The sequence below is a fragment of the Citrobacter sp. CK181 genome (genome assembly GCF_030333595.1).
Classification (GTDB): domain Bacteria; phylum Pseudomonadota; class Gammaproteobacteria; order Enterobacterales; family Enterobacteriaceae; genus Citrobacter_B; species Citrobacter_B koseri.
Genome location: NZ_JAOWFN010000015.1, coordinates 17,006 through 33,805 on the forward strand (window position 1 = coordinate 17,006; position 16,800 = coordinate 33,805).

The 16,800-nt window shown below is 52.8% G+C and carries 18 protein-coding genes, 1 other RNA gene and 1 pseudogene; 14 read left to right on the forward strand and 6 right to left on the reverse strand.

All coding sequences use genetic code 11. The features are described from left to right. Window positions 1-6: 6 nt before the first annotated feature. Window positions 7-1,368, reverse strand: coding sequence for a signal recognition particle protein (gene ffh / locus OGW17_RS17335; protein ID WP_012134699.1), 1,362 nt, complete (start codon window positions 1,366-1,368; stop codon window positions 7-9). 163 nt (window positions 1,369-1,531) lie between these two features. Here ffh and OGW17_RS17340 point away from each other — a divergent pair, with 163 nt between their 5' ends. Together OGW17_RS17340 and OGW17_RS17345 are read left to right on the forward strand one after the other, a co-directional pair. Further along, window positions 1,532-2,323, forward strand: a complete 792-nt coding sequence (locus tag OGW17_RS17340) for a cytochrome C assembly family protein (protein WP_012134700.1) — start codon at window positions 1,532-1,534, stop codon at window positions 2,321-2,323. 18 nt (window positions 2,324-2,341) lie between these two features. Then, the gene (locus OGW17_RS17345; protein ID WP_047461874.1) at window positions 2,342-3,628 is read left to right on the forward strand and encodes an HlyC/CorC family transporter; all 1,287 of its coding nucleotides are present in this window, start codon (window positions 2,342-2,344) and stop codon (window positions 3,626-3,628) included. Between the two features lie 52 nt (window positions 3,629-3,680). Here the strand turns inward: OGW17_RS17345 and grpE are convergent, their stop codons facing one another. After that, window positions 3,681-4,274: a nucleotide exchange factor GrpE gene (grpE, locus tag OGW17_RS17350; RefSeq protein WP_024130852.1), complete on the reverse strand. Its 594-nt coding sequence runs from the start codon at window positions 4,272-4,274 to the stop codon at window positions 3,681-3,683. A gap of 123 nt (window positions 4,275-4,397) precedes the next feature. Here grpE and nadK point away from each other — a divergent pair, with 123 nt between their 5' ends. The 3 genes from nadK to bamE all read left to right on the forward strand — a co-directional run bounded on the left by nadK (window position 4,398) and on the right by bamE (window position 7,517). Continuing rightward, a complete protein-coding gene (nadK, locus tag OGW17_RS17355; protein ID WP_024130853.1) occupies window positions 4,398-5,276 on the forward strand; it encodes an NAD(+) kinase in 879 nt (292 codons plus the stop codon). 85 nt (window positions 5,277-5,361) lie between these two features. Next, window positions 5,362-7,023, forward strand: coding sequence for a DNA repair protein RecN (gene recN, locus OGW17_RS17360; RefSeq protein WP_047461871.1), 1,662 nt, complete (start codon window positions 5,362-5,364; stop codon window positions 7,021-7,023). 149 nt (window positions 7,024-7,172) lie between these two features. After that, on the forward strand, window positions 7,173-7,517 hold the full coding sequence (bamE, locus tag OGW17_RS17365) for an outer membrane protein assembly factor BamE (protein WP_012134705.1): 345 nt from the start codon (window positions 7,173-7,175) through the stop codon (window positions 7,515-7,517). Window positions 7,518-7,630: 113 nt separating this feature from the next. Here the strand turns inward: bamE and OGW17_RS17370 are convergent, their stop codons facing one another. Next, a complete protein-coding gene (locus OGW17_RS17370) occupies window positions 7,631-7,921 on the reverse strand; it encodes an RnfH family protein (RefSeq protein ID WP_012134706.1) in 291 nt (96 codons plus the stop codon). After that, window positions 7,911-8,348, reverse strand: coding sequence for a type II toxin-antitoxin system toxin RatA (ratA, locus tag OGW17_RS17375; RefSeq protein ID WP_024130854.1), 438 nt, complete (start codon window positions 8,346-8,348; stop codon window positions 7,911-7,913). Before ratA ends, OGW17_RS17370 begins: the two co-directional genes overlap by 11 nt. 169 nt (window positions 8,349-8,517) lie before the next feature. Between ratA and smpB the strand changes: the two genes are divergently transcribed. Then, window positions 8,518-9,000, forward strand: coding sequence for an SsrA-binding protein SmpB (gene smpB, locus OGW17_RS17380; protein ID WP_012134708.1), 483 nt, complete (start codon window positions 8,518-8,520; stop codon window positions 8,998-9,000). 145 nt (window positions 9,001-9,145) lie between these two features. Continuing rightward, window positions 9,146-9,508: a transfer-messenger RNA gene (gene ssrA / locus OGW17_RS17385) on the forward strand. 91 nt (window positions 9,509-9,599) lie between these two features. On the opposite strand, the gene OGW17_RS17390 is transcribed toward ssrA, so the two are convergent. After that, complete coding sequence (locus OGW17_RS17390; RefSeq protein ID WP_049011875.1) at window positions 9,600-10,361, reverse strand: BRO-N domain-containing protein; 762 nt, start codon at window positions 10,359-10,361, stop codon at window positions 9,600-9,602. A gap of 174 nt (window positions 10,362-10,535) precedes the next feature. Here OGW17_RS17390 and OGW17_RS17395 point away from each other — a divergent pair. The 6 genes and pseudogenes from OGW17_RS17395 to OGW17_RS17420 all read left to right on the forward strand — a co-directional run. Continuing rightward, window positions 10,536-10,736, forward strand: a pseudogene (locus OGW17_RS17395) (DinI family protein); the annotation flags it as partial. After that, window positions 10,733-10,969, forward strand: coding sequence for a hypothetical protein (locus OGW17_RS17400; protein ID WP_071257978.1), 237 nt, complete (start codon window positions 10,733-10,735; stop codon window positions 10,967-10,969). The pseudogene OGW17_RS17395 and the gene OGW17_RS17400, both read left to right, overlap by 4 nt. A 345-nt stretch (window positions 10,970-11,314) precedes the next feature. Beyond that, entirely contained in the window at window positions 11,315-11,929 is a 615-nt protein-coding gene (locus OGW17_RS17405; protein WP_071257976.1) for a YagU family protein, read from the forward strand. Window positions 11,930-12,523: 594 nt separating this feature from the next. Then, window positions 12,524-13,138, forward strand: coding sequence for a methylthioribulose 1-phosphate dehydratase (locus OGW17_RS17410; protein WP_286452253.1), 615 nt, complete (start codon window positions 12,524-12,526; stop codon window positions 13,136-13,138). Continuing rightward, entirely contained in the window at window positions 13,135-13,824 is a 690-nt protein-coding gene (mtnC, locus tag OGW17_RS17415) for an acireductone synthase (RefSeq protein ID WP_071257972.1), read from the forward strand. Before OGW17_RS17410 ends, mtnC begins: the two co-directional genes overlap by 4 nt. Further along, window positions 13,821-14,363: a 1,2-dihydroxy-3-keto-5-methylthiopentene dioxygenase gene (locus tag OGW17_RS17420; RefSeq protein WP_071257970.1), complete on the forward strand. Its 543-nt coding sequence runs from the start codon at window positions 13,821-13,823 to the stop codon at window positions 14,361-14,363. The genes mtnC and OGW17_RS17420 overlap by 4 nt, the downstream gene beginning before the upstream one ends. Before the next feature lie 44 nt (window positions 14,364-14,407). Here OGW17_RS17420 and mtnA read toward each other — a convergent pair whose 3' ends face one another. Continuing rightward, window positions 14,408-15,436, reverse strand: a complete 1,029-nt coding sequence (gene mtnA, locus OGW17_RS17425; protein ID WP_071257968.1) for an S-methyl-5-thioribose-1-phosphate isomerase — start codon at window positions 15,434-15,436, stop codon at window positions 14,408-14,410. A 105-nt stretch (window positions 15,437-15,541) separates the two neighbouring features. Here mtnA and mtnK point away from each other — a divergent pair, with 105 nt between their 5' ends. Continuing rightward, a complete protein-coding gene (gene mtnK, locus OGW17_RS17430; protein WP_024130868.1) occupies window positions 15,542-16,741 on the forward strand; it encodes an S-methyl-5-thioribose kinase in 1,200 nt (399 codons plus the stop codon). Window positions 16,742-16,800 lie beyond the last annotated feature (59 nt).

Sequence of the window (16,800 nt, forward strand, 5' to 3'; positions counted from 1 at the left end):
GGCTGATTAACGACCAGGGAAGCCAGGCGGCATCATCCCTTTCATGCCACGCATCATCTTCGCCATCCCGCCTTTCTTCATTTTCTTCATCATGCGCTGCATGTCGTCGAACTGTTTCAGAAGACGGTTAACGTCCTGTACCTGCATGCCACAACCGGCTGCGATACGGCGTTTACGGGAACCTTTGATGATTTCTGGCTTCGCGCGCTCTTTCAGCGTCATCGAGTTGATGATCGCCTCCATCCGCACCAGCACCTTGTCATCCATCTGCGATTTCACGTTGTCAGGAATCTGGCCCATGCCCGGCAGCTTGCCCATCAGACTCGCCATACCGCCCATGTTTTTCATCTGGTTGAGCTGTTCGAGGAAATCGTTCAGATCAAAGCCGTCGCCTTTTTTCAGTTTGCTGGCTAATTTCTCAGCCTGCGCGCGGTCAACTTTGCTTTCAATATCTTCGATCAGCGACAGCACGTCGCCCATGCCGAGAATACGGGACGCGATACGATCCGGGTGGAACGGCTCCAGCGCTTCGGTTTTCTCGCCAACGCCGAGGAATTTAATCGGCTTGCCGGTGATATGACGAATAGAGAGCGCGGCACCGCCACGGGCGTCACCGTCGACTTTCGTCAGCACCACGCCGGTCAACGGCAGCGCTTCGTTAAACGCTTTCGCGGTATTCGCGGCATCCTGACCGGTCATCGCATCGACGACAAACAGGGTCTCTACCGGATTAATAGAAGCGTGGACCTGTTTGATTTCGTCCATCATCGCTTCATCGACGTGCAGGCGACCGGCGGTATCCACCAGCAGCACGTCGTAGAATTTGAGTTTCGCTTCTTTCAGCGCGGCATTGACGATATCAACCGGCTTCTGACCGACGTCAGACGGGAAGAAATCGACGTCAACCTGCTGCGCCAGGGTTTCCAGCTGTTTGATCGCCGCCGGGCGATAAACGTCGGCAGAGACGACCAGCACTTTCTTCTTGTGCTTCTCGCGCAGAAATTTACCCAGCTTACCGACGCTGGTGGTTTTACCGGCGCCCTGCAAGCCCGCCATCAGCACGACGGCTGGCGGCTGCGCGGCCAGATTCAGGGTCTGGTTCTCTTCGCCCATCGCCGCAACCAGTTCGTTGCGCACAATCTTGACGAACTCCTGCCCCGGCGTCAGGCTCTTGTTAACTTCATGACCAACCGCTTTCTCTTTTACGCGATTGATAAACTCTCGCACTACAGGAAGCGCAACGTCAGCCTCCAGCAGCGCCATGCGCACTTCGCGCAGCGTCTCTTTAACGTTGTCTTCAGTAAGGCGTCCACGGCCACTGATATTGCGCAGCGTGCGCGACAAACGATCGGTTAAATTATCAAACATTGTCTCTCGCCTGGGGTGGAAACGGTTGGTCGCTAGCGCGACACATATACAGAATTTTGTCGCAGTATAACATGAAGCCGCCTTTGTTGTTATGCAACGGTTGGAGCAGCGGTCACGTAACGCTATACTGCTTCTCTCTCACTGGCCAACTGTCGACACTCCTATGCCCGTTTTTGCTTTACTCGCTCTTGTCGCCTATTCCATCAGCCTCGCGCTGATCGTTCCTGCTTTGCTGCAAAAAAACAGCGGCTGGCGGCGTATGGCTATCCTTTCTGCGGTCATCGCGCTGGTGTGCCATGCTTTTGCGCTGGAAGCCCGAATCCTGCCCGGCGGCGAAAGCGGTCAAAACCTGAGCCTGCTGAACGTCGGTTCGCTGGTCAGCCTGATGATTTGTACCGTCATGACAATTGTCGCTTCACGTAATCGCGGCTGGCTGCTGCTGCCTGTTGTCTACGCCTTTGCGTTGATTAACCTGGCCTTCGCCACGTTCATGCCGAACGAGTACATCACCCACCTCGAAGCCACGCCAGGTATGATGATACACATCGGCCTGTCGCTGTTCGCTTACGCCACATTGATCATTGCCGCGTTGTATGCGTTGCAGCTGGCATGGATCGACTATCAGCTCAAAAACAAAAAGCTGGCGTTCAATAATGAAATGCCCCCGCTGATGAGCATTGAGCGCAAAATGTTTCACATCACGCAGATTGGCGTGGTGCTGCTGACGCTCACGCTGTGTACTGGCCTGTTTTACATGCATAACCTGTTCAGCATGGAAAATATCGACAAAGCCGTTCTCTCTATCGTGGCATGGTTTGTCTATATTGTTCTGTTGTGGGGACATTACCACGAAGGCTGGCGCGGACGTCGGGTCGTATGGTTTAACGTCGCGGGCGCAGGCATTCTGACGCTGGCCTATTTCGGCAGCCGCGTATTGCAGCAGTTTGTAAGCTAAGTCTTAAAGGAGCCCCCCCTGGAACATATCTCCACTACCACGCTGATCGTCACACTGATCATCATGGTGGTTATTTCAGCCTATTTTTCCGGTTCCGAAACCGGCATGATGACGCTGAACCGCTATCGTCTTCGCCACCTGGCAAAACAGGGCAACCGTCCGGCAAAGCGCGTGGAAAAACTACTGCGCAAGCCGGACCGACTGATAAGCCTGGTTCTGATTGGTAATAACCTGGTCAATATTCTCGCCTCAGCCATCGGCACCATCGTCGGTATGCGTCTGTACGGCGATGCGGGCGTGGCGATTGCCACCGGCGTACTGACGTTTGTCGTCCTCGTATTTGCGGAAGTGCTGCCGAAAACCATCGCCGCGCTGTACCCGGAAAAAGTGGCCTACCCCAGCAGTTTTCTGCTGGCGCCTTTGCAGGTGCTGATGATGCCGCTGGTCTGGTTGCTTAACACCATTACCCGGCTGCTGATGCGCATGATGGGCATTAAAACGGATATCGTCATCAGCGGCTCTCTGAGTAAAGACGAACTGCGCACGCTCGTGAATGAATCCCGCTCGCAAATCTCCCGCCGCAACCAGGACATGCTGCTCTCAGTGCTGGATCTGGAAAAGGTCAGCGTGGATGACATCATGGTGCCGCGCAACGAAATTATCGGCATTGATATCAATGACGACTGGAAATCGATCGTCCGCCAGCTTTCTCACTCGCCGCACGGGCGCATTGTGCTTTACCGCGACTCGCTGGATGATGCCATCAGCATGCTGCGCGTACGCGAAGCCTGGCGGTTAATGTCCGAGAAAAAAGAGTTCACTAAAGAGACCATGCTGCGCGCTGCCGATGAGATCTACTTCATCCCGGAAGGCACACCGCTCAGCACGCAGCTGGTAAAATTTCAGCGTAATAAAAAGAAAGTCGGGCTGGTGGTCAACGAATACGGGGATATTCAGGGGCTGGTGACGGTCGAAGATATTCTGGAAGAGATTGTCGGCGACTTCACTACCTCTATGTCGCCGACGCTGGCGGAAGAAGTCACGCCGCAGAATGACGGTTCAGTGATTATCGACGGCAGCGCCAACGTGCGGGAAATCAACAAAGCCTTTAACTGGCACCTGCCGGAAGACGATGCGCGAACGGTAAACGGCGTGATTCTGGAAGCGCTGGAAGAGATCCCCATCGCCGGAACGCGCGTGCGCATTGGCCAGTACGATATCGATATTCTCGACGTCCAGGACAATATGATTAAGCAGGTTAAAGTCTTGCCGGTGAAACCGTTGCGGGAGAGTATCTCAGAATAATGTTGTAGGCCGGGTACGGCGAATGCCGCCACCCGGCGCTACGGATGGCAAATTACGCTTTCGCCTTCGCCACCGTCACCATCGCCGCGCGAATAGTACGACCGTTCAGCGTATAGCCTTTCTGCATAATGCCCAGCACGTTACCCGGGGTAACATCCTCAGACTCCACCATCGCAATCGCCTGATGCACGTTCGGATCCAGCGGTACGTTGGTGTCAGCAATCACCTCTACGCCGAACTTACGCACGACATCCAGCATGGATTTCAGCGTCAGCTCAATGCCTTCGACCATTGACGCCATATCTGGATTCGCTTTATCCGCCACTTCCAGCGCACGATCCAGGCTATCGATAACCGGCAACAGCTCATTGACGAATTTTTCCAGCGCGAACTTATGCGCCTTTTCTACGTCCAGCTCGGTACGACGGCGCAGGTTTTCCATTTCCGCTTTGATACGTAACACGCTGTCACGTTCGCGATTCTGGGCTTCAGCAAGCTGTGCTTCCAGATTCGCAATTTTTTCATCGCGCGGATCCACCTGCTCAGCAGAAGCGTCTGATTCAACCGCCTCAACTTCTTCGTGCTGATCCATGATAATTTCTTCCGGGGCTTGCCCCTCAGGCGTTTTCTGTTCTTTACTACTCATGAATTTCTCCGCGTTTTTTTTCGCATTCATCTCGCTAACTTCGCTTATTATGGGGATCAGATTCAGGGTTTCAAGGGAAGCACTCACATTGTCATCAATCTTCGCTACAAGGACCTCGAGAAAATGAACAATCATTTCAAGTGTATTGGCATTGTGGGACATCCACGTCACCCCACTGCACTGACGACACATGAAATGCTCTACCGCTGGCTATGCACAAAAGGTTACGAGGTCATCGTGGAGCAGCAGATCGCCCACGAATTACAGCTGAAAAATGTAAAAACCGGCACGCTGGCGGAAATTGGTCAACTGGCGGATCTCGCCGTCGTTGTCGGCGGGGATGGCAATATGCTCGGCGCGGCGCGCACGCTGGCGCGCTATGATATCAAAGTGATCGGCATTAACCGTGGCAATCTCGGCTTCCTGACCGACCTTGACCCGGACAACGCCCTGCAACAACTCGCGGACGTACTGGAAGGCCATTATATCGCCGAGAAACGCTTTTTACTGGAAGCTCAGGTCTGCCAGCAAAACTGCCAGAAACGCATCAGTACCGCCATCAATGAAGTCGTGCTGCACCCGGGAAAAGTGGCGCACATGATTGAATTTGAAGTGTATATCGACGAAACCTTCGCCTTTTCTCAGCGTTCCGATGGCCTGATCATCTCCACGCCGACCGGTTCCACCGCCTATTCACTCTCGGCGGGCGGCCCCATTCTGACGCCGTCGCTGGACGCCATCACGCTGGTGCCGATGTTCCCGCACACCCTATCCGCACGCCCGTTAGTCATTAACGGCAGCAGCACGATTCGTTTGCGTTTCTCACACCGCCGTAGCGACCTTGAAATCAGTTGCGACAGTCAGATTGCCCTGCCCATACAGGAAGGCGAAGATGTATTGATCCGCCGCTGTGACTACCATCTGAACCTGATACACCCTAAAGATTACAGTTATTTCAACACATTAAGCACAAAACTAGGCTGGTCAAAAAAATTATTCTAATTTAACGCCGCCCTCTTTACTGTATAAAAAACCAGTTTATACTGTATGTAATCACAGTCATGGTTTTTCATACAGGAAAACAGCTATGTTGGCACAACTGACCATCAGCAATTTTGCTATCGTTCGTGAACTTGAGATCGATTTCCAGAGCGGAATGACCGTCATTACCGGTGAAACCGGCGCGGGTAAGTCTATTGCGATTGATGCGCTCGGCTTGTGTCTGGGTGGCCGTGCAGACGCCGACATGGTGCGGGTGGGAGCAACCCGCGCAGACCTGTGCGCCCGCTTCTCACTGAAAGATACGCCAGCAGCGCTGCGCTGGCTGGAAGGAAACCAACTGGAAGAAGGGCGTGAGTGCTTACTTCGCCGCGTCATTAGCAGCGACGGTCGCTCCCGCGGCTTCATCAACGGCACCGCCGTGCCTCTCTCCCAGTTACGGGAACTGGGCCAGTTGCTCATTCAAATTCACGGCCAGCATGCGCATCAGCTACTGACCAAGTCTGAACATCAAAAATCCCTGCTCGACGGCTACGCCAACGAAGCGCTTCTGATTCAGGAAATGTCCTCACGCTATCAACTGTGGCATCAAAGCTGCCGCGATCTGGCGCATCATCAACAGCAAAGCCAGGAACGCGCCGCACGTATGGAGCTGCTGCAATATCAGTTGAAAGAACTGAACGAATTTAACCCGCAGCCCGGTGAGTTTGAGCAAATTGATGAAGAATATAAACGACTGGCAAACAGCGGCCAGTTGCTGACGACCAGCCAGAATGCGCTGACGTTGCTTGCTGATGGCGAAGACGTCAATCTGCAAAGCCAGCTGTACACGGCAAAACAGTTAGTCACCGAACTGACGGGCATGGACAGCAAACTGTCTGGCATTCTGGATATGCTGGAGGAGGCCACAATCCAGATAACTGAGGCCAGCGACGAGCTGCGTCACTATTGCGACCGTCTGGATTTAGACCCCAATCGCCTGTTCGAACTTGAGCAGCGCATTTCTAAGCAGATTTCACTGGCGCGTAAACATCACGTCAGCCCGGAAGCGCTGCCGCAGTTTTATCAGTCACTGCTCGAAGAACAGCAGCAGCTTGACGATCAGGCCGACTCACTGGAAACCCTGACGCTGGCGGTGAACAAACATCGCCAGCAGGCGCTGGAAACGGCAAAAGCGCTGCATACTCAGCGTCAGCATGACGCGCAGGAACTGGGGCAGTTGATCACCGAAAGCATGCATGCGCTGTCGATGCCACATGGCCGGTTCACTATTGATGTAAAATTTGATGAGCATCATCTGAGCAGCGACGGTGCCGACCGCGTAGAGTTTAAAGTCACCACAAACCCGGGTCAGCCATTGCAGCCAATCGCAAAGGTCGCTTCCGGGGGCGAACTGTCCCGTATCGCGCTGGCAATCCAGGTCATCACTGCCCGTAAAATGGAAACCCCGGCGCTCATTTTCGATGAAGTCGATGTCGGTATCAGCGGCCCTACTGCGGCCGTTGTCGGCAAACTGCTGCGCCAGTTAGGTGAGTCAACTCAGGTAATGTGCGTCACCCACCTTCCGCAAGTTGCCGGTTGTGGTCATCAGCACTTCTTTGTCAGCAAAGAAACGGACGGCGCCATGACCGAAACGCATATGCAGTCGCTGGATAAACGCTCGCGGTTACAGGAGCTGGCTCGTTTACTTGGCGGCAGCGAAGTGACGCGTAATACCCTCGCAAATGCGAAAGAACTGTTGGCTGCGTAAACTTTTTTGACCCTTTAAGGTCTGAGTACAAAACAAAATCGCCGTAAGACCCGACACCAAAAGGTTTTAAAGTGGTGAAAGGTCTATTATCATCGGCATATTACATATGAGCCGCGTACTGCTCGGGCCCGAAAAGGAATCAAATCACTATGCGCTGTAAAACGCTGACTGCTGCCGCAGCAGTACTACTGATGTTGACCGCAGGCTGTTCCACTCTGGAGCGAGTGGTTTACCGCCCTGACATCAACCAGGGGAACTATCTGACCGCTAACGATGTCGCCAAAGTGCGCGTCGGTATGACGCAACAGCAGGTTGCTTATGCTTTGGGTACACCGATGATGTCCGATCCTTTTGGCACTAACACATGGTTCTATGTGTTCCGTCAGCAACCGGGTCATGAAGGCGTAACGCAACAAACCTTAACGCTGACCTTTAACAGCAACGGCGTGTTGACCAACATCGACAATAAGCCAGCGTTGACCGACAACAAGTAAGATTGTTTTCTGGTGTTAAAAAAGGTGCCATTGGCACCTTTTTTAATTATTGACGAACCTGAACCCGCTTTGCCGAAAGAATGCAGGCCTGATAAGCGTTCAGGCATCCATGATTATTTATTTGCCGATTTCTCCGCTCGCTGTCTGCGCAACTCTTTCGGATCGGCAATCAGCGGTCGATAGATCTCTACCCGATCGCCGTCATGAACCACGTCGGCAAGTTTTGTCGGGCGGCTATATATACCGACTTTGTTTTTAGCGAGATCGATATCGGTGCGCAGTTCCAGCAAACCGGAAGCACGAATCGCCTCTTCAACCGTCGCGCCTTCCTGCAACGTCACACGCTGTAAATACTGTTTCTCGGGCAGCGCATACGCCACTTCGACGACAATTTTAGCCGACACTGTAAACCTCTTTGGCCCGAACGGTGAACGCCTGCACCATATTAGAAGCCAGCTCTTTAAAGACGCGGCCAAACGCCAGTTCAATTAACTTGTTGGTGAACTCAAAATCGAGGTGGAACTCGATGCGGCACGCTTCCTGGCTGAGCGGCGTAAATTTCCACCCGCCAATCAACTTTTTGAAAGGGCCATCGACCAGATGCATCAGGATGCTCTGGTTATTCGTCAACTGGTTACGTGTCGTGAATGTTTTGCTGATCCCTGCCTTAGACACATCCACGGCCGCCGTCATCTGACCCGGCGTCGATTCCAGCACACGGCTGCCGACACATCCCGGCAAAAACTGAGGGTAGGACTGAACATCATTCACTAACTTATACATCTGTTCCGCGCTATAAGGGACTAAAGCGGTCCGGCTAATCTGAGGCATAGCAATTTCCATCAACATAAATCGAACAAATAATACCATTTATCCCCAGGTAAAAAAAACGCTATACCTCAACAGGGCCTACGCAGGTTCATGCTAAGATAACGCCTTATCCCCCGCAGGATGAAATGGGGTGTTTTTCGATTTCAGATTACCTATACTGAGCGGCATTATGACGAAGAAAAAAGCACACAAACCTGGCTCAGCCACTATTGCGTTGAATAAGCGCGCCCGACACGAATACTTTATTGAAGAAGAGTTCGAAGCTGGACTCGCCCTGCAAGGTTGGGAAGTTAAATCCCTGCGCGCGGGCAAAGCGAATATTAGCGATAGCTATGTCCTTCTCAGGGATGGCGAAGCATACTTGTTCGGCGCAAACTTTACGCCAATGGCAGTCGCCTCAACGCACGTCGTGTGTGACCCCACTCGCACCCGTAAACTGCTACTGAACCAGCGCGAACTCGACTCCCTGTACGGACGCGTCAATCGTGAAGGTTATACCGTCGTCGCACTTTCACTGTACTGGAAGAACGCCTGGTGCAAAGTGAAAATTGGCGTTGCAAAAGGTAAGAAACAGCATGATAAACGCTCAGACCTGAAAGAGCGTGAGTGGCAACTGGATAAAGCCCGCATCATGAAGAATGCAGGCCGCTAAACGTTCCCTGATAACACCGCTTTCGTTGCTGGCTATTTAAGCAAATCGTTCCATCACGCGAAATGAGCGGTAAATCCTTGAAGATAAGGAAAATCGGGGGCTGGTCACACGTGTCACAACTCTGTTATACTTAACGTAACACATTGGGGCTGATTCTGGATTCGACGGGATTTGCGAAACCCAAGGTGCATGCCGAGGGGCGGTTGGCCTCGTAAAAAGCCGCAAAAAATAGTCGCAAACGACGAAAACTACGCTTTAGCAGCTTAATAACCTGCTCTGAGCCCTCTCTCCCTAGCTTCCGCTCTTAAGACGGGGATCAAAGAGAGGTCAAACCCAAAAGAGATCGCGTGGATGCCCTGCCTGGGGTTGAAGCGTTAAAACTAATCAGGCTAGTTTGGTAGTGGCGTGTCCGTCCGCAGGTGCCAGGCGAATGTAAAGACTGACTAAGCATGTAGTACCGAGGATGTAGGAATTTCGGACGCGGGTTCAACTCCCGCCAGCTCCACCAAAATTCTCCATCGGTGATTACCAGAGTCATCCGATGAAGTCCTAAGAGCCCGCACGGCGCAAGCCCTGCGGGCTTTTTTGTTCTCGTTAGCTCAAGGCCGAATTCTTGCCTCAATGACTTTTTGGTACAGTGTGATTGCTTCATCAACCAGAGCCAATGGATAGCAGGTGTTGATATTAATCCCAGAAGGACATTTAATCTTCTCGGCACCAGTTTCACTACGGAGTTTCTCACACCACTGCCAAATCTCCTCGACAGAATATCCCTCAAGCTCAAGTTCTAACAGGCGTTGCGGAACACTTCTGAATTTTGATAAATCCCTTAAACTTTCTAACGAGTTAACTTTTAGTTCAACCTGGTTAACCCGGCTCTCGAGTTCTTCGCGCCTTTCAATCTCTATCACTAAAGCTTGAACTGTTTGCTGAAGACTATTTGCGAAAGCACTCAGTTCCGAACGTTCCTGCTTAGGAGGAGGCGGATAAACACCAAACTCACGAATTGAGGGCAGAACACTATGAAAGAGCCAGCGTTGAAATTTTTTCCCTGCTGCTGTCGTATCTTGAGCAAGGACCCTGTATAAACCAGGCTCAGTCAGGAAAGTTTCAGAAATCGTCTCGCCATCTACAATAAGAGGAAGGTTTCTGAATTCATCTGGATCCAGCGTCTTAATTACTGCTTTAAGAACAGTTATAAGGCTTTGGGATGTTTTACCATCAAGCTTTCTGTTTTCTGCTGAAAGTGTCTTCAAAACGTCCGAGAGTGAAACAAAAAGTTGTCCTTTTTCGTTCATACTACGAATGTAATTTTCGCCACATTCCCCTTCGTAGCAAAGTTGTAACAAGTTTTTCTGCACGCCCCCCTCCTTAGTTTTTTTGAATATACCGTCGGCAGCAATATTGTCATGGGTATAGTAATAAGTCACATTTTCCTACAAAACTGAGAAATCGTACACTTGGAATGAATTACTCCCCATCCCCACGCAGTTCAAAAAACAACCAACCCCACATCACCAACCCCTTCATTCCCCTTACCGGGCGCAAGAAACATCATTCTTAACGAGCTGACAAAGCGCGTACACCGGATCTTCCCCGACGCCGACGTGAGAGTTAAGCCAATGCAGGCTAACGCATTAAACAGCGACTGCACAAAGACCGAAAAAGAGCGGCTAAACAGAATGCTGGAAGAGATGTTTGAAGAAGCCGATATGTGGCTGGTGAACGAATTATGAGCATGGACAACATGATTATTGCCGGGATAAGAATATATTTCCCGCCAGGCACCGATCTCCCTGTTCCAACGCCTGAACTCAGGACATTTGCCATCGTCAGCAAAGACCTGCCTGAACATCTGGTGCTTGAGTACAAAAACAGGCAGTGGGTTCCTGTACTGACCCGGCTTTTTGATGATTCAGCACATGCTATTTCAGCTATAACAAGCCTGAGCAAAAAGACGTGGCATTAATACTTAAAACACATTGATCCATCATGCCGGGCAGATACAATCCGCGGCGGCTGGCAACCATTCTATATTCGCACGCCAGCTGTCCGCACCATGCTCTTCCATGCGACGTGATTGCTGCTCTATTAATTCTACTGATGAGAATCTTGCTGTAGATTGCATACGACCTTGCCGTTCTCACCACTTTCACAGCCTTCCTGTTACGCCATATAAAGCAACTCGATTGGGAATTTCCAGTTACTGACGCAAATACGGAACATACAATCACATACACATCTTTACATTTGGTGGTTTTCATGAATACTACTAAATGATTATGTTAACACGATGAAATTCAACGGATGAAATATGAATATATTTGAACAAACTCCACCAAACCGCAGGCGTTATGGCCTGGCTGCATTTATTGGGTTAATCGCTGGTATCGTATCAGCATTTGTTAAATGGGGCGCTGAAGTACCTTTGCCACCCCGCAGTCCGACTGATATGTTCACTGCTGCATGCGGGCCGGAATCATTAATCAGGGCTGCCGGGCAAATTGACTGTTCCCGCAATTTCCTGAATCCCCCTTATATTTTCCTTCGTGACTGGATGGGGCTTGCTGATCCTAACGCTGCCGTCTACACCTTTGCCGGGCATGTGTTTAACTGGGTTGGTGTAACACACATCATCTTTTCGATTGTCTTCGCAGTGGGTTACTGTGTTGTTGCTGAAGTTTTCCCCAAAATTAAACTCTGGCAGGGTTTGCTGGCTGGTGCGCTGGCACAGCTTTTCGTCCATATGATCTCCTTCCCTCTCATGGGGCTGACTCCACCTTTGGTTGACCTTCCATGGTATGAGAATGTATCCGAGATTTTTGGACATTTAATCTGGTTCTGGTCCATCGAAATTATCCGTCGGGATCTGCGTAACAGGATTACTCATCAACCAGACCCGGAGATCCCTTTGGGAACAAGCCAGTGACAAATTCTTAATATGGTAAAATGGCGCAAACACAGCGCCATTTTTTAGTATCCATTTACTGAACTCCTGAGTTGCCTGTTTTAATCTCTCGCTAATCCCCTCTTCCCGGCTCTGACATTCCTGTTCTGTGAAAAAGAGAATAAACCACTTTCCATCCGCGCCCCCGAATGTTCTTAATATCAAGGAGGAGATTTATGTCTGGTATCTGGGTCTGTTAAATAACATGATAAAAACCCGCGCACTTCCTGCATTGCCTTCCCTGAACATTTAAGCGGATCACCGGCACCTTGCCGATTAATACCTGTAGTGGATGTCCCCTCCTGGCAAAAAGCGGCCTGAACGAAGGGCTATCAGGTCTGCTATGGGCGACAAACCTACAGCTTCCATTGAAAGCATCAATCAATACGCAAAACTCCCGCTCCTGACAAACTCAACCACCTCCCCCACCAGTCACACTGCCACCAGGACAACGTTGTTGCTCCTGCCCGGAAGAGTTGTGTTGCTGCTGCCGTAACACGATGTTAGCATTTGGCAATCAAGACGCTTAGATGTCTAAAAACTCCATTCCTGACCCCGAGAGAGGCTAAAAGGAAGATGACAGATAACCTGCAACTCACACAACTGGTCGAGACCTGCCGCTGGATAGGGGCAAAAGGCTGGGCTCCTGCCACTGGCGGCAATATGTCTGTCCGCCAAAACGACGCATTTTGCTGGCTCAGCGAGTCGGGAAAAGATAAAGGCAACCTGACTACCGACGATTTTTTGCAGGTGGAAATCGCCACCAGTCACGCACCGTCCGGTCGCAAACCATCGGCGGAGACCGGGCTGCATACCCTGATTTATCGCCTCTTTCCCCAGGCAAACGCGGTGTTGCACGTCCACACCGTCAACGCCACGGTGCTCTCGCGCATCGTTAAAACGCCGGAGCTATATATCAGCGGTTTTGAAATGCAAAAGTCGCTTAGCGGGCAGACCACCCATCTTGATACCGTCTGCGTGCCAGTGTTCGACAACGACCAGGATATCGACGCGCTGGCGTCACGTATTGCGCATTACGCGCAAGAGCATTCTCTGAATTACGGTTTTCTTCTGCGCGGTCATGGCTTAACCTGCTGGGGACGCTCAGTGGAGGAGGCCCGCCGTCATCTGGAGGGGCTGGAATTTTTATTTGAATGCGAAATGTGTTTGCGACAACTGGAGAGATTATGATTCGCGCGATTGTGACGGATATTGAAGGCACCACCAGCGATATCCGTTTTGTTCACAATGTTCTGTTCCCCTATGCGCGCGAGCGGCTGGCGGCGTTTGTCACCGCCCGGCAGTATGCCGAACCGGTAAAATCAATTCTTGATAATCTGCGCAACGAGATTGCCCGGCCGGACGCCAGTACCGCAGAACTTATCGAAACGCTTTTCGCCTTTATGGATGAAGATCGCAAATCAACGGCGCTAAAAGCCCTGCAAGGCATTATCTGGCACGATGGTTACGTCAATGGCGACTTCACCGGTCATCTCTACCCGGACGTTCTGCCAGCGCTGGAGAAATGGAAAGCACAAGGCATTGATCTCTATGTTTATTCCTCCGGCTCCGTCGCGGCGCAGAAACTGTTATTTGGTTACAGCGACGAAGGTGATATTACTCATCTGTTCAGCGGCTATTTTGATACCCATATCGGCGCAAAGCGAGAAACGCAGTCATACCGCAATATCGCGTCGTATATCGGCGTCGCGCCGTCGCAAATCCTGTTCCTCTCCGATGTATATCAGGAGCTGGACGCCGCTGAAGAGGCAGGTCTTCGTACCCTGCAACTGATTCGTGGCGAGGGTGATGGCGCCAGCCGCCACCACCAGGTACATCAATTCGACGACATTAACCCGGAGCAGATCCTTTCATGAGCGCATTGACTATTTATTCCGATAAAGACGCCAGCCAGCCCCAATGGCACAGTACCGACGCCGCAGAGATCGCCCAACAGCTCAACGCGAAAGGCGTCCGCTTCGAACGCTGGGTTGCAGACCGCGACTTAGGCCAGGCTCCCGCGCCAGAAACGGTGCTCACCGCCTATCAACATGCGATTGATAAGCTGGTTGCCGAGAAAGGCTATCAGAGCTGGGATGTGATCAGCCTGCGCGCCGACAATCCACAAAAAGAGGCGCTGCGTGCAAAGTTTCTCAATGAACACACCCACGGCGAAGATGAAGTGCGCTTCTTCGTTGAAGGCGCAGGACTGTTTTGCCTGCACATTGGCGACCAGGTTTACCAGGTGCTGTGTGAGAAAAACGATCTGATTTCAGTGCCCGCCGGTACGCCGCACTGGTTTGATATGGGCTCAGAGCCAAACTTTACCGCGATCCGTATTTTCGATAACCCGGAAGGCTGGGTGGCGCAGTTTACCGGCGACGCCATTGCGGATGCCTATCCGCGCCTGCTTTAACGATCTGGCCGGGCGACGCTATCGTACGCCAGGCCTGCTCTGCATCAGGCCGCCTCCGTCCTGAAAACCCCCTTCGCCACGTCTTCTGGCGTCACCACACCGCTATCCAGCACCCAGCCGCTAATCAGCGCTGCTGGCGTCACGTCAAACGCCGGGTTATAGACCTGCGCATTTTCCGGCGCCCACTGTACCGCGCCAAAACTGCCCGCCACGCCGGTGACTTCTCCTGCTGCGCGCTGCTCAATCGGGATCGCGTCGCCATTCGGGCAGTGGGGGTCCAGCGTGGTTTGCGGCGCGGCAACGTAAAACGGAATACCGTGGAATTTCGCCAGCACCGCCAGCGAATAGGTGCCGATTTTATTCGCCACATCGCCATTTGCGGCGATACGATCGGCCCCTACCCACACCGCGTCCACCAGCCCTTTCGCCATCAGGCTGGCAGCCATTGAGTCGGTAATCAGTTGATAGGGGACCCCCAGTTCACCCAGTTCCCAGGCGGTGAGCCTGCCGCCCTGCAATAACGGGCGCGTTTCATCCACCCAGACATTTTGCACGTTGCCCTGTGCATACGCGCGGGCAATCACCCCCAGCGCCGTCCCCGTGCCCGCTGTCGCCAGCCCGCCGGTGTTGCAGTGGGTCAGCAGACGGCTGCGCGGCTTCACCAGTGCACTTCCCGCACGCGCGATATCGTCACAGAGTTGTTTGTCTTCATCGATCAGACGCAGCGCTTCCGCCGCCAGCGCCGGGACAAAGTCTTCTTGCCTCAGCGCCTGCTTCATGCGATCGAGATTGTTCATCAGATTGACCGCCGTCGGGCGCGCAGCGCGCAGCGTTTCCAGCGCTATCGCCAGTTCATCCCGGCGATGGCCTGACTCCGCCAGCAGCGCCAGTAGCAGACTGGCGGAAAGACCAATCAGCGGCGCACCGCGCACGCGCAGCGCGTGAATATGCCCCACCAGCGCTTCTACCGTTGAGGCATCCAGCCAGCGTTTCTCCTGCGGAAGCGCCTGCTGATCGAGAATAAATAATTGATTATCCGCCACTCGCAGGCTGGTCGTCTGTAATGTCTGCATGTCGTTAATTCTCTGTTGCGTTGTTGTATCACATTGTGTCAGGATGAATTACAGATGTATAGACGTCTACATGTCTTTATTAGTGAAATGAGTGAGGAACAGGCAATGTCGCAATACCGTACCTTTACCGCCCAGGATGCCGTGGAATACGCCCGAACGTTTGGCGGCATCGATGATCCATCCACACTGGTAGAGGCGCAGGAGGTGGGCGACGGCAACCTTAATCTGGTGTTTAAGATTTTCGATACCACAGGCGTAAGCCGCATCGTCGTCAAACAGGCGCTGCCTTACGTGCGCTGCGTCGGCGAATCCTGGCCGCTGACGCTGGATCGCGCTCGTCTTGAAGCGCAAACGCTGGTGGCGCATTACCAGCACTGCCCGCAGCATACGGTGAAAATCCACCATTTCGACCCTGAACTGGCGGTGATGGTGATGGAAGATCTCTCCGACCATAACATCTGGCGCGGCGAACTGATTAAAGGCGCCTGGTATCCGCAGGCGGCACGCCAGCTCGGCGAATATCTGGCGCAAACGCTGTTTCATACCAGCGATTTTTATCTCCACCCGCATGACAAAAAAGCGCAGGTGGCGACATTTATTAACCCGGAGATGTGTGAGATCACCGAAGATCTGTTCTTCAACGATCCCTACCAGATCCACGAGCGCAACAGCTATCCTGCGGAGATCGAAGGCGACGTCGCCGCGTTGCGCAGTGATGCTCAGCTTAAGCTGGCGGTGGCGGCGCTCAAACATCGTTTCTTCTCCCATGCCGAAGCGCTGCTGCACGGCGATATCCACAGCGGCTCGATCTTTGTCGCTGACGGTCGCCTGAAAGCCATCGACGCCGAGTTCGGCTACTTTGGGCCGATAGGCTTTGATGTGGGCACCGCCATCGGCAATCTGCTGCTGAACTTCTGCGGCCTGCCGGGTCATCTGGGTATTCGCGACGCCGCCGCCGCGCGCGAGCAGCGCCTGACGGATATTCAGGAGCTGTGGAACACCTTTGCTGAACGTTTTCAGGTGCTGGCGACGGAGAAAACCCGCGACGCGGCGCTACGCGCGCCGGGCTACGCGTCGGAATTTCTGAAAAAAGTCTGGGCGGACGCCATCGGCTTTTGCGGCACCGAGCTGATTCGCCGCAGCGTCGGGCTGTCGCACGTAGCGGATATCGATACCATTCAGGATGCGGAAATGCGCCATGAATGCCTGCGCCATGCCATTACCCTCGGAAAAGCGCTGATTGTGATTGCCGACCGGATTGAGAGCGTGGAAGCGCTGATCGCGCGGGTGCGGCAGTACAGCTAAGTGCGGGCCGTTTGCCCGGTGGCGCTGCGCTTACCGGGCCTACGATCCGAATGCAGGCC

What these genes read in the sequence shown, in the direction of transcription:
- ffh (WP_012134699.1), bottom strand. Translation starts at nt 1,368, where the DNA reads ATGTTTGATAATTTAACCGATCGTTTGTCGCGCACGCTGCGCAATATC.
- OGW17_RS17340 (WP_012134700.1), top strand. Translation starts at nt 1,532, where the DNA reads ATGCCCGTTTTTGCTTTACTCGCTCTTGTCGCCTATTCCATCAGCCTC.
- grpE (WP_024130852.1), bottom strand. Translation starts at nt 4,274, where the DNA reads ATGAGTAGTAAAGAACAGAAAACGCCTGAGGGGCAAGCCCCGGAAGAA.
- nadK (WP_024130853.1), top strand. Translation starts at nt 4,398, where the DNA reads ATGAACAATCATTTCAAGTGTATTGGCATTGTGGGACATCCACGTCAC.
- recN (WP_047461871.1), top strand. Translation starts at nt 5,362, where the DNA reads ATGTTGGCACAACTGACCATCAGCAATTTTGCTATCGTTCGTGAACTT.
- bamE (WP_012134705.1), top strand. Translation starts at nt 7,173, where the DNA reads ATGCGCTGTAAAACGCTGACTGCTGCCGCAGCAGTACTACTGATGTTG.
- ratA (WP_024130854.1), bottom strand. Translation starts at nt 8,348, where the DNA reads ATGCCTCAGATTAGCCGGACCGCTTTAGTCCCTTATAGCGCGGAACAG.
- smpB (WP_012134708.1), top strand. Translation starts at nt 8,518, where the DNA reads ATGACGAAGAAAAAAGCACACAAACCTGGCTCAGCCACTATTGCGTTG.
- OGW17_RS17400 (WP_071257978.1), top strand. Translation starts at nt 10,733, where the DNA reads ATGAGCATGGACAACATGATTATTGCCGGGATAAGAATATATTTCCCG.
- OGW17_RS17405 (WP_071257976.1), top strand. Translation starts at nt 11,315, where the DNA reads ATGAATATATTTGAACAAACTCCACCAAACCGCAGGCGTTATGGCCTG.
- OGW17_RS17410 (WP_286452253.1), top strand. Translation starts at nt 12,524, where the DNA reads ATGACAGATAACCTGCAACTCACACAACTGGTCGAGACCTGCCGCTGG.
- mtnC (WP_071257972.1), top strand. Translation starts at nt 13,135, where the DNA reads ATGATTCGCGCGATTGTGACGGATATTGAAGGCACCACCAGCGATATC.
- OGW17_RS17420 (WP_071257970.1), top strand. Translation starts at nt 13,821, where the DNA reads ATGAGCGCATTGACTATTTATTCCGATAAAGACGCCAGCCAGCCCCAA.
- mtnA (WP_071257968.1), bottom strand. Translation starts at nt 15,436, where the DNA reads ATGCAGACATTACAGACGACCAGCCTGCGAGTGGCGGATAATCAATTA.
- mtnK (WP_024130868.1), top strand. Translation starts at nt 15,542, where the DNA reads ATGTCGCAATACCGTACCTTTACCGCCCAGGATGCCGTGGAATACGCC.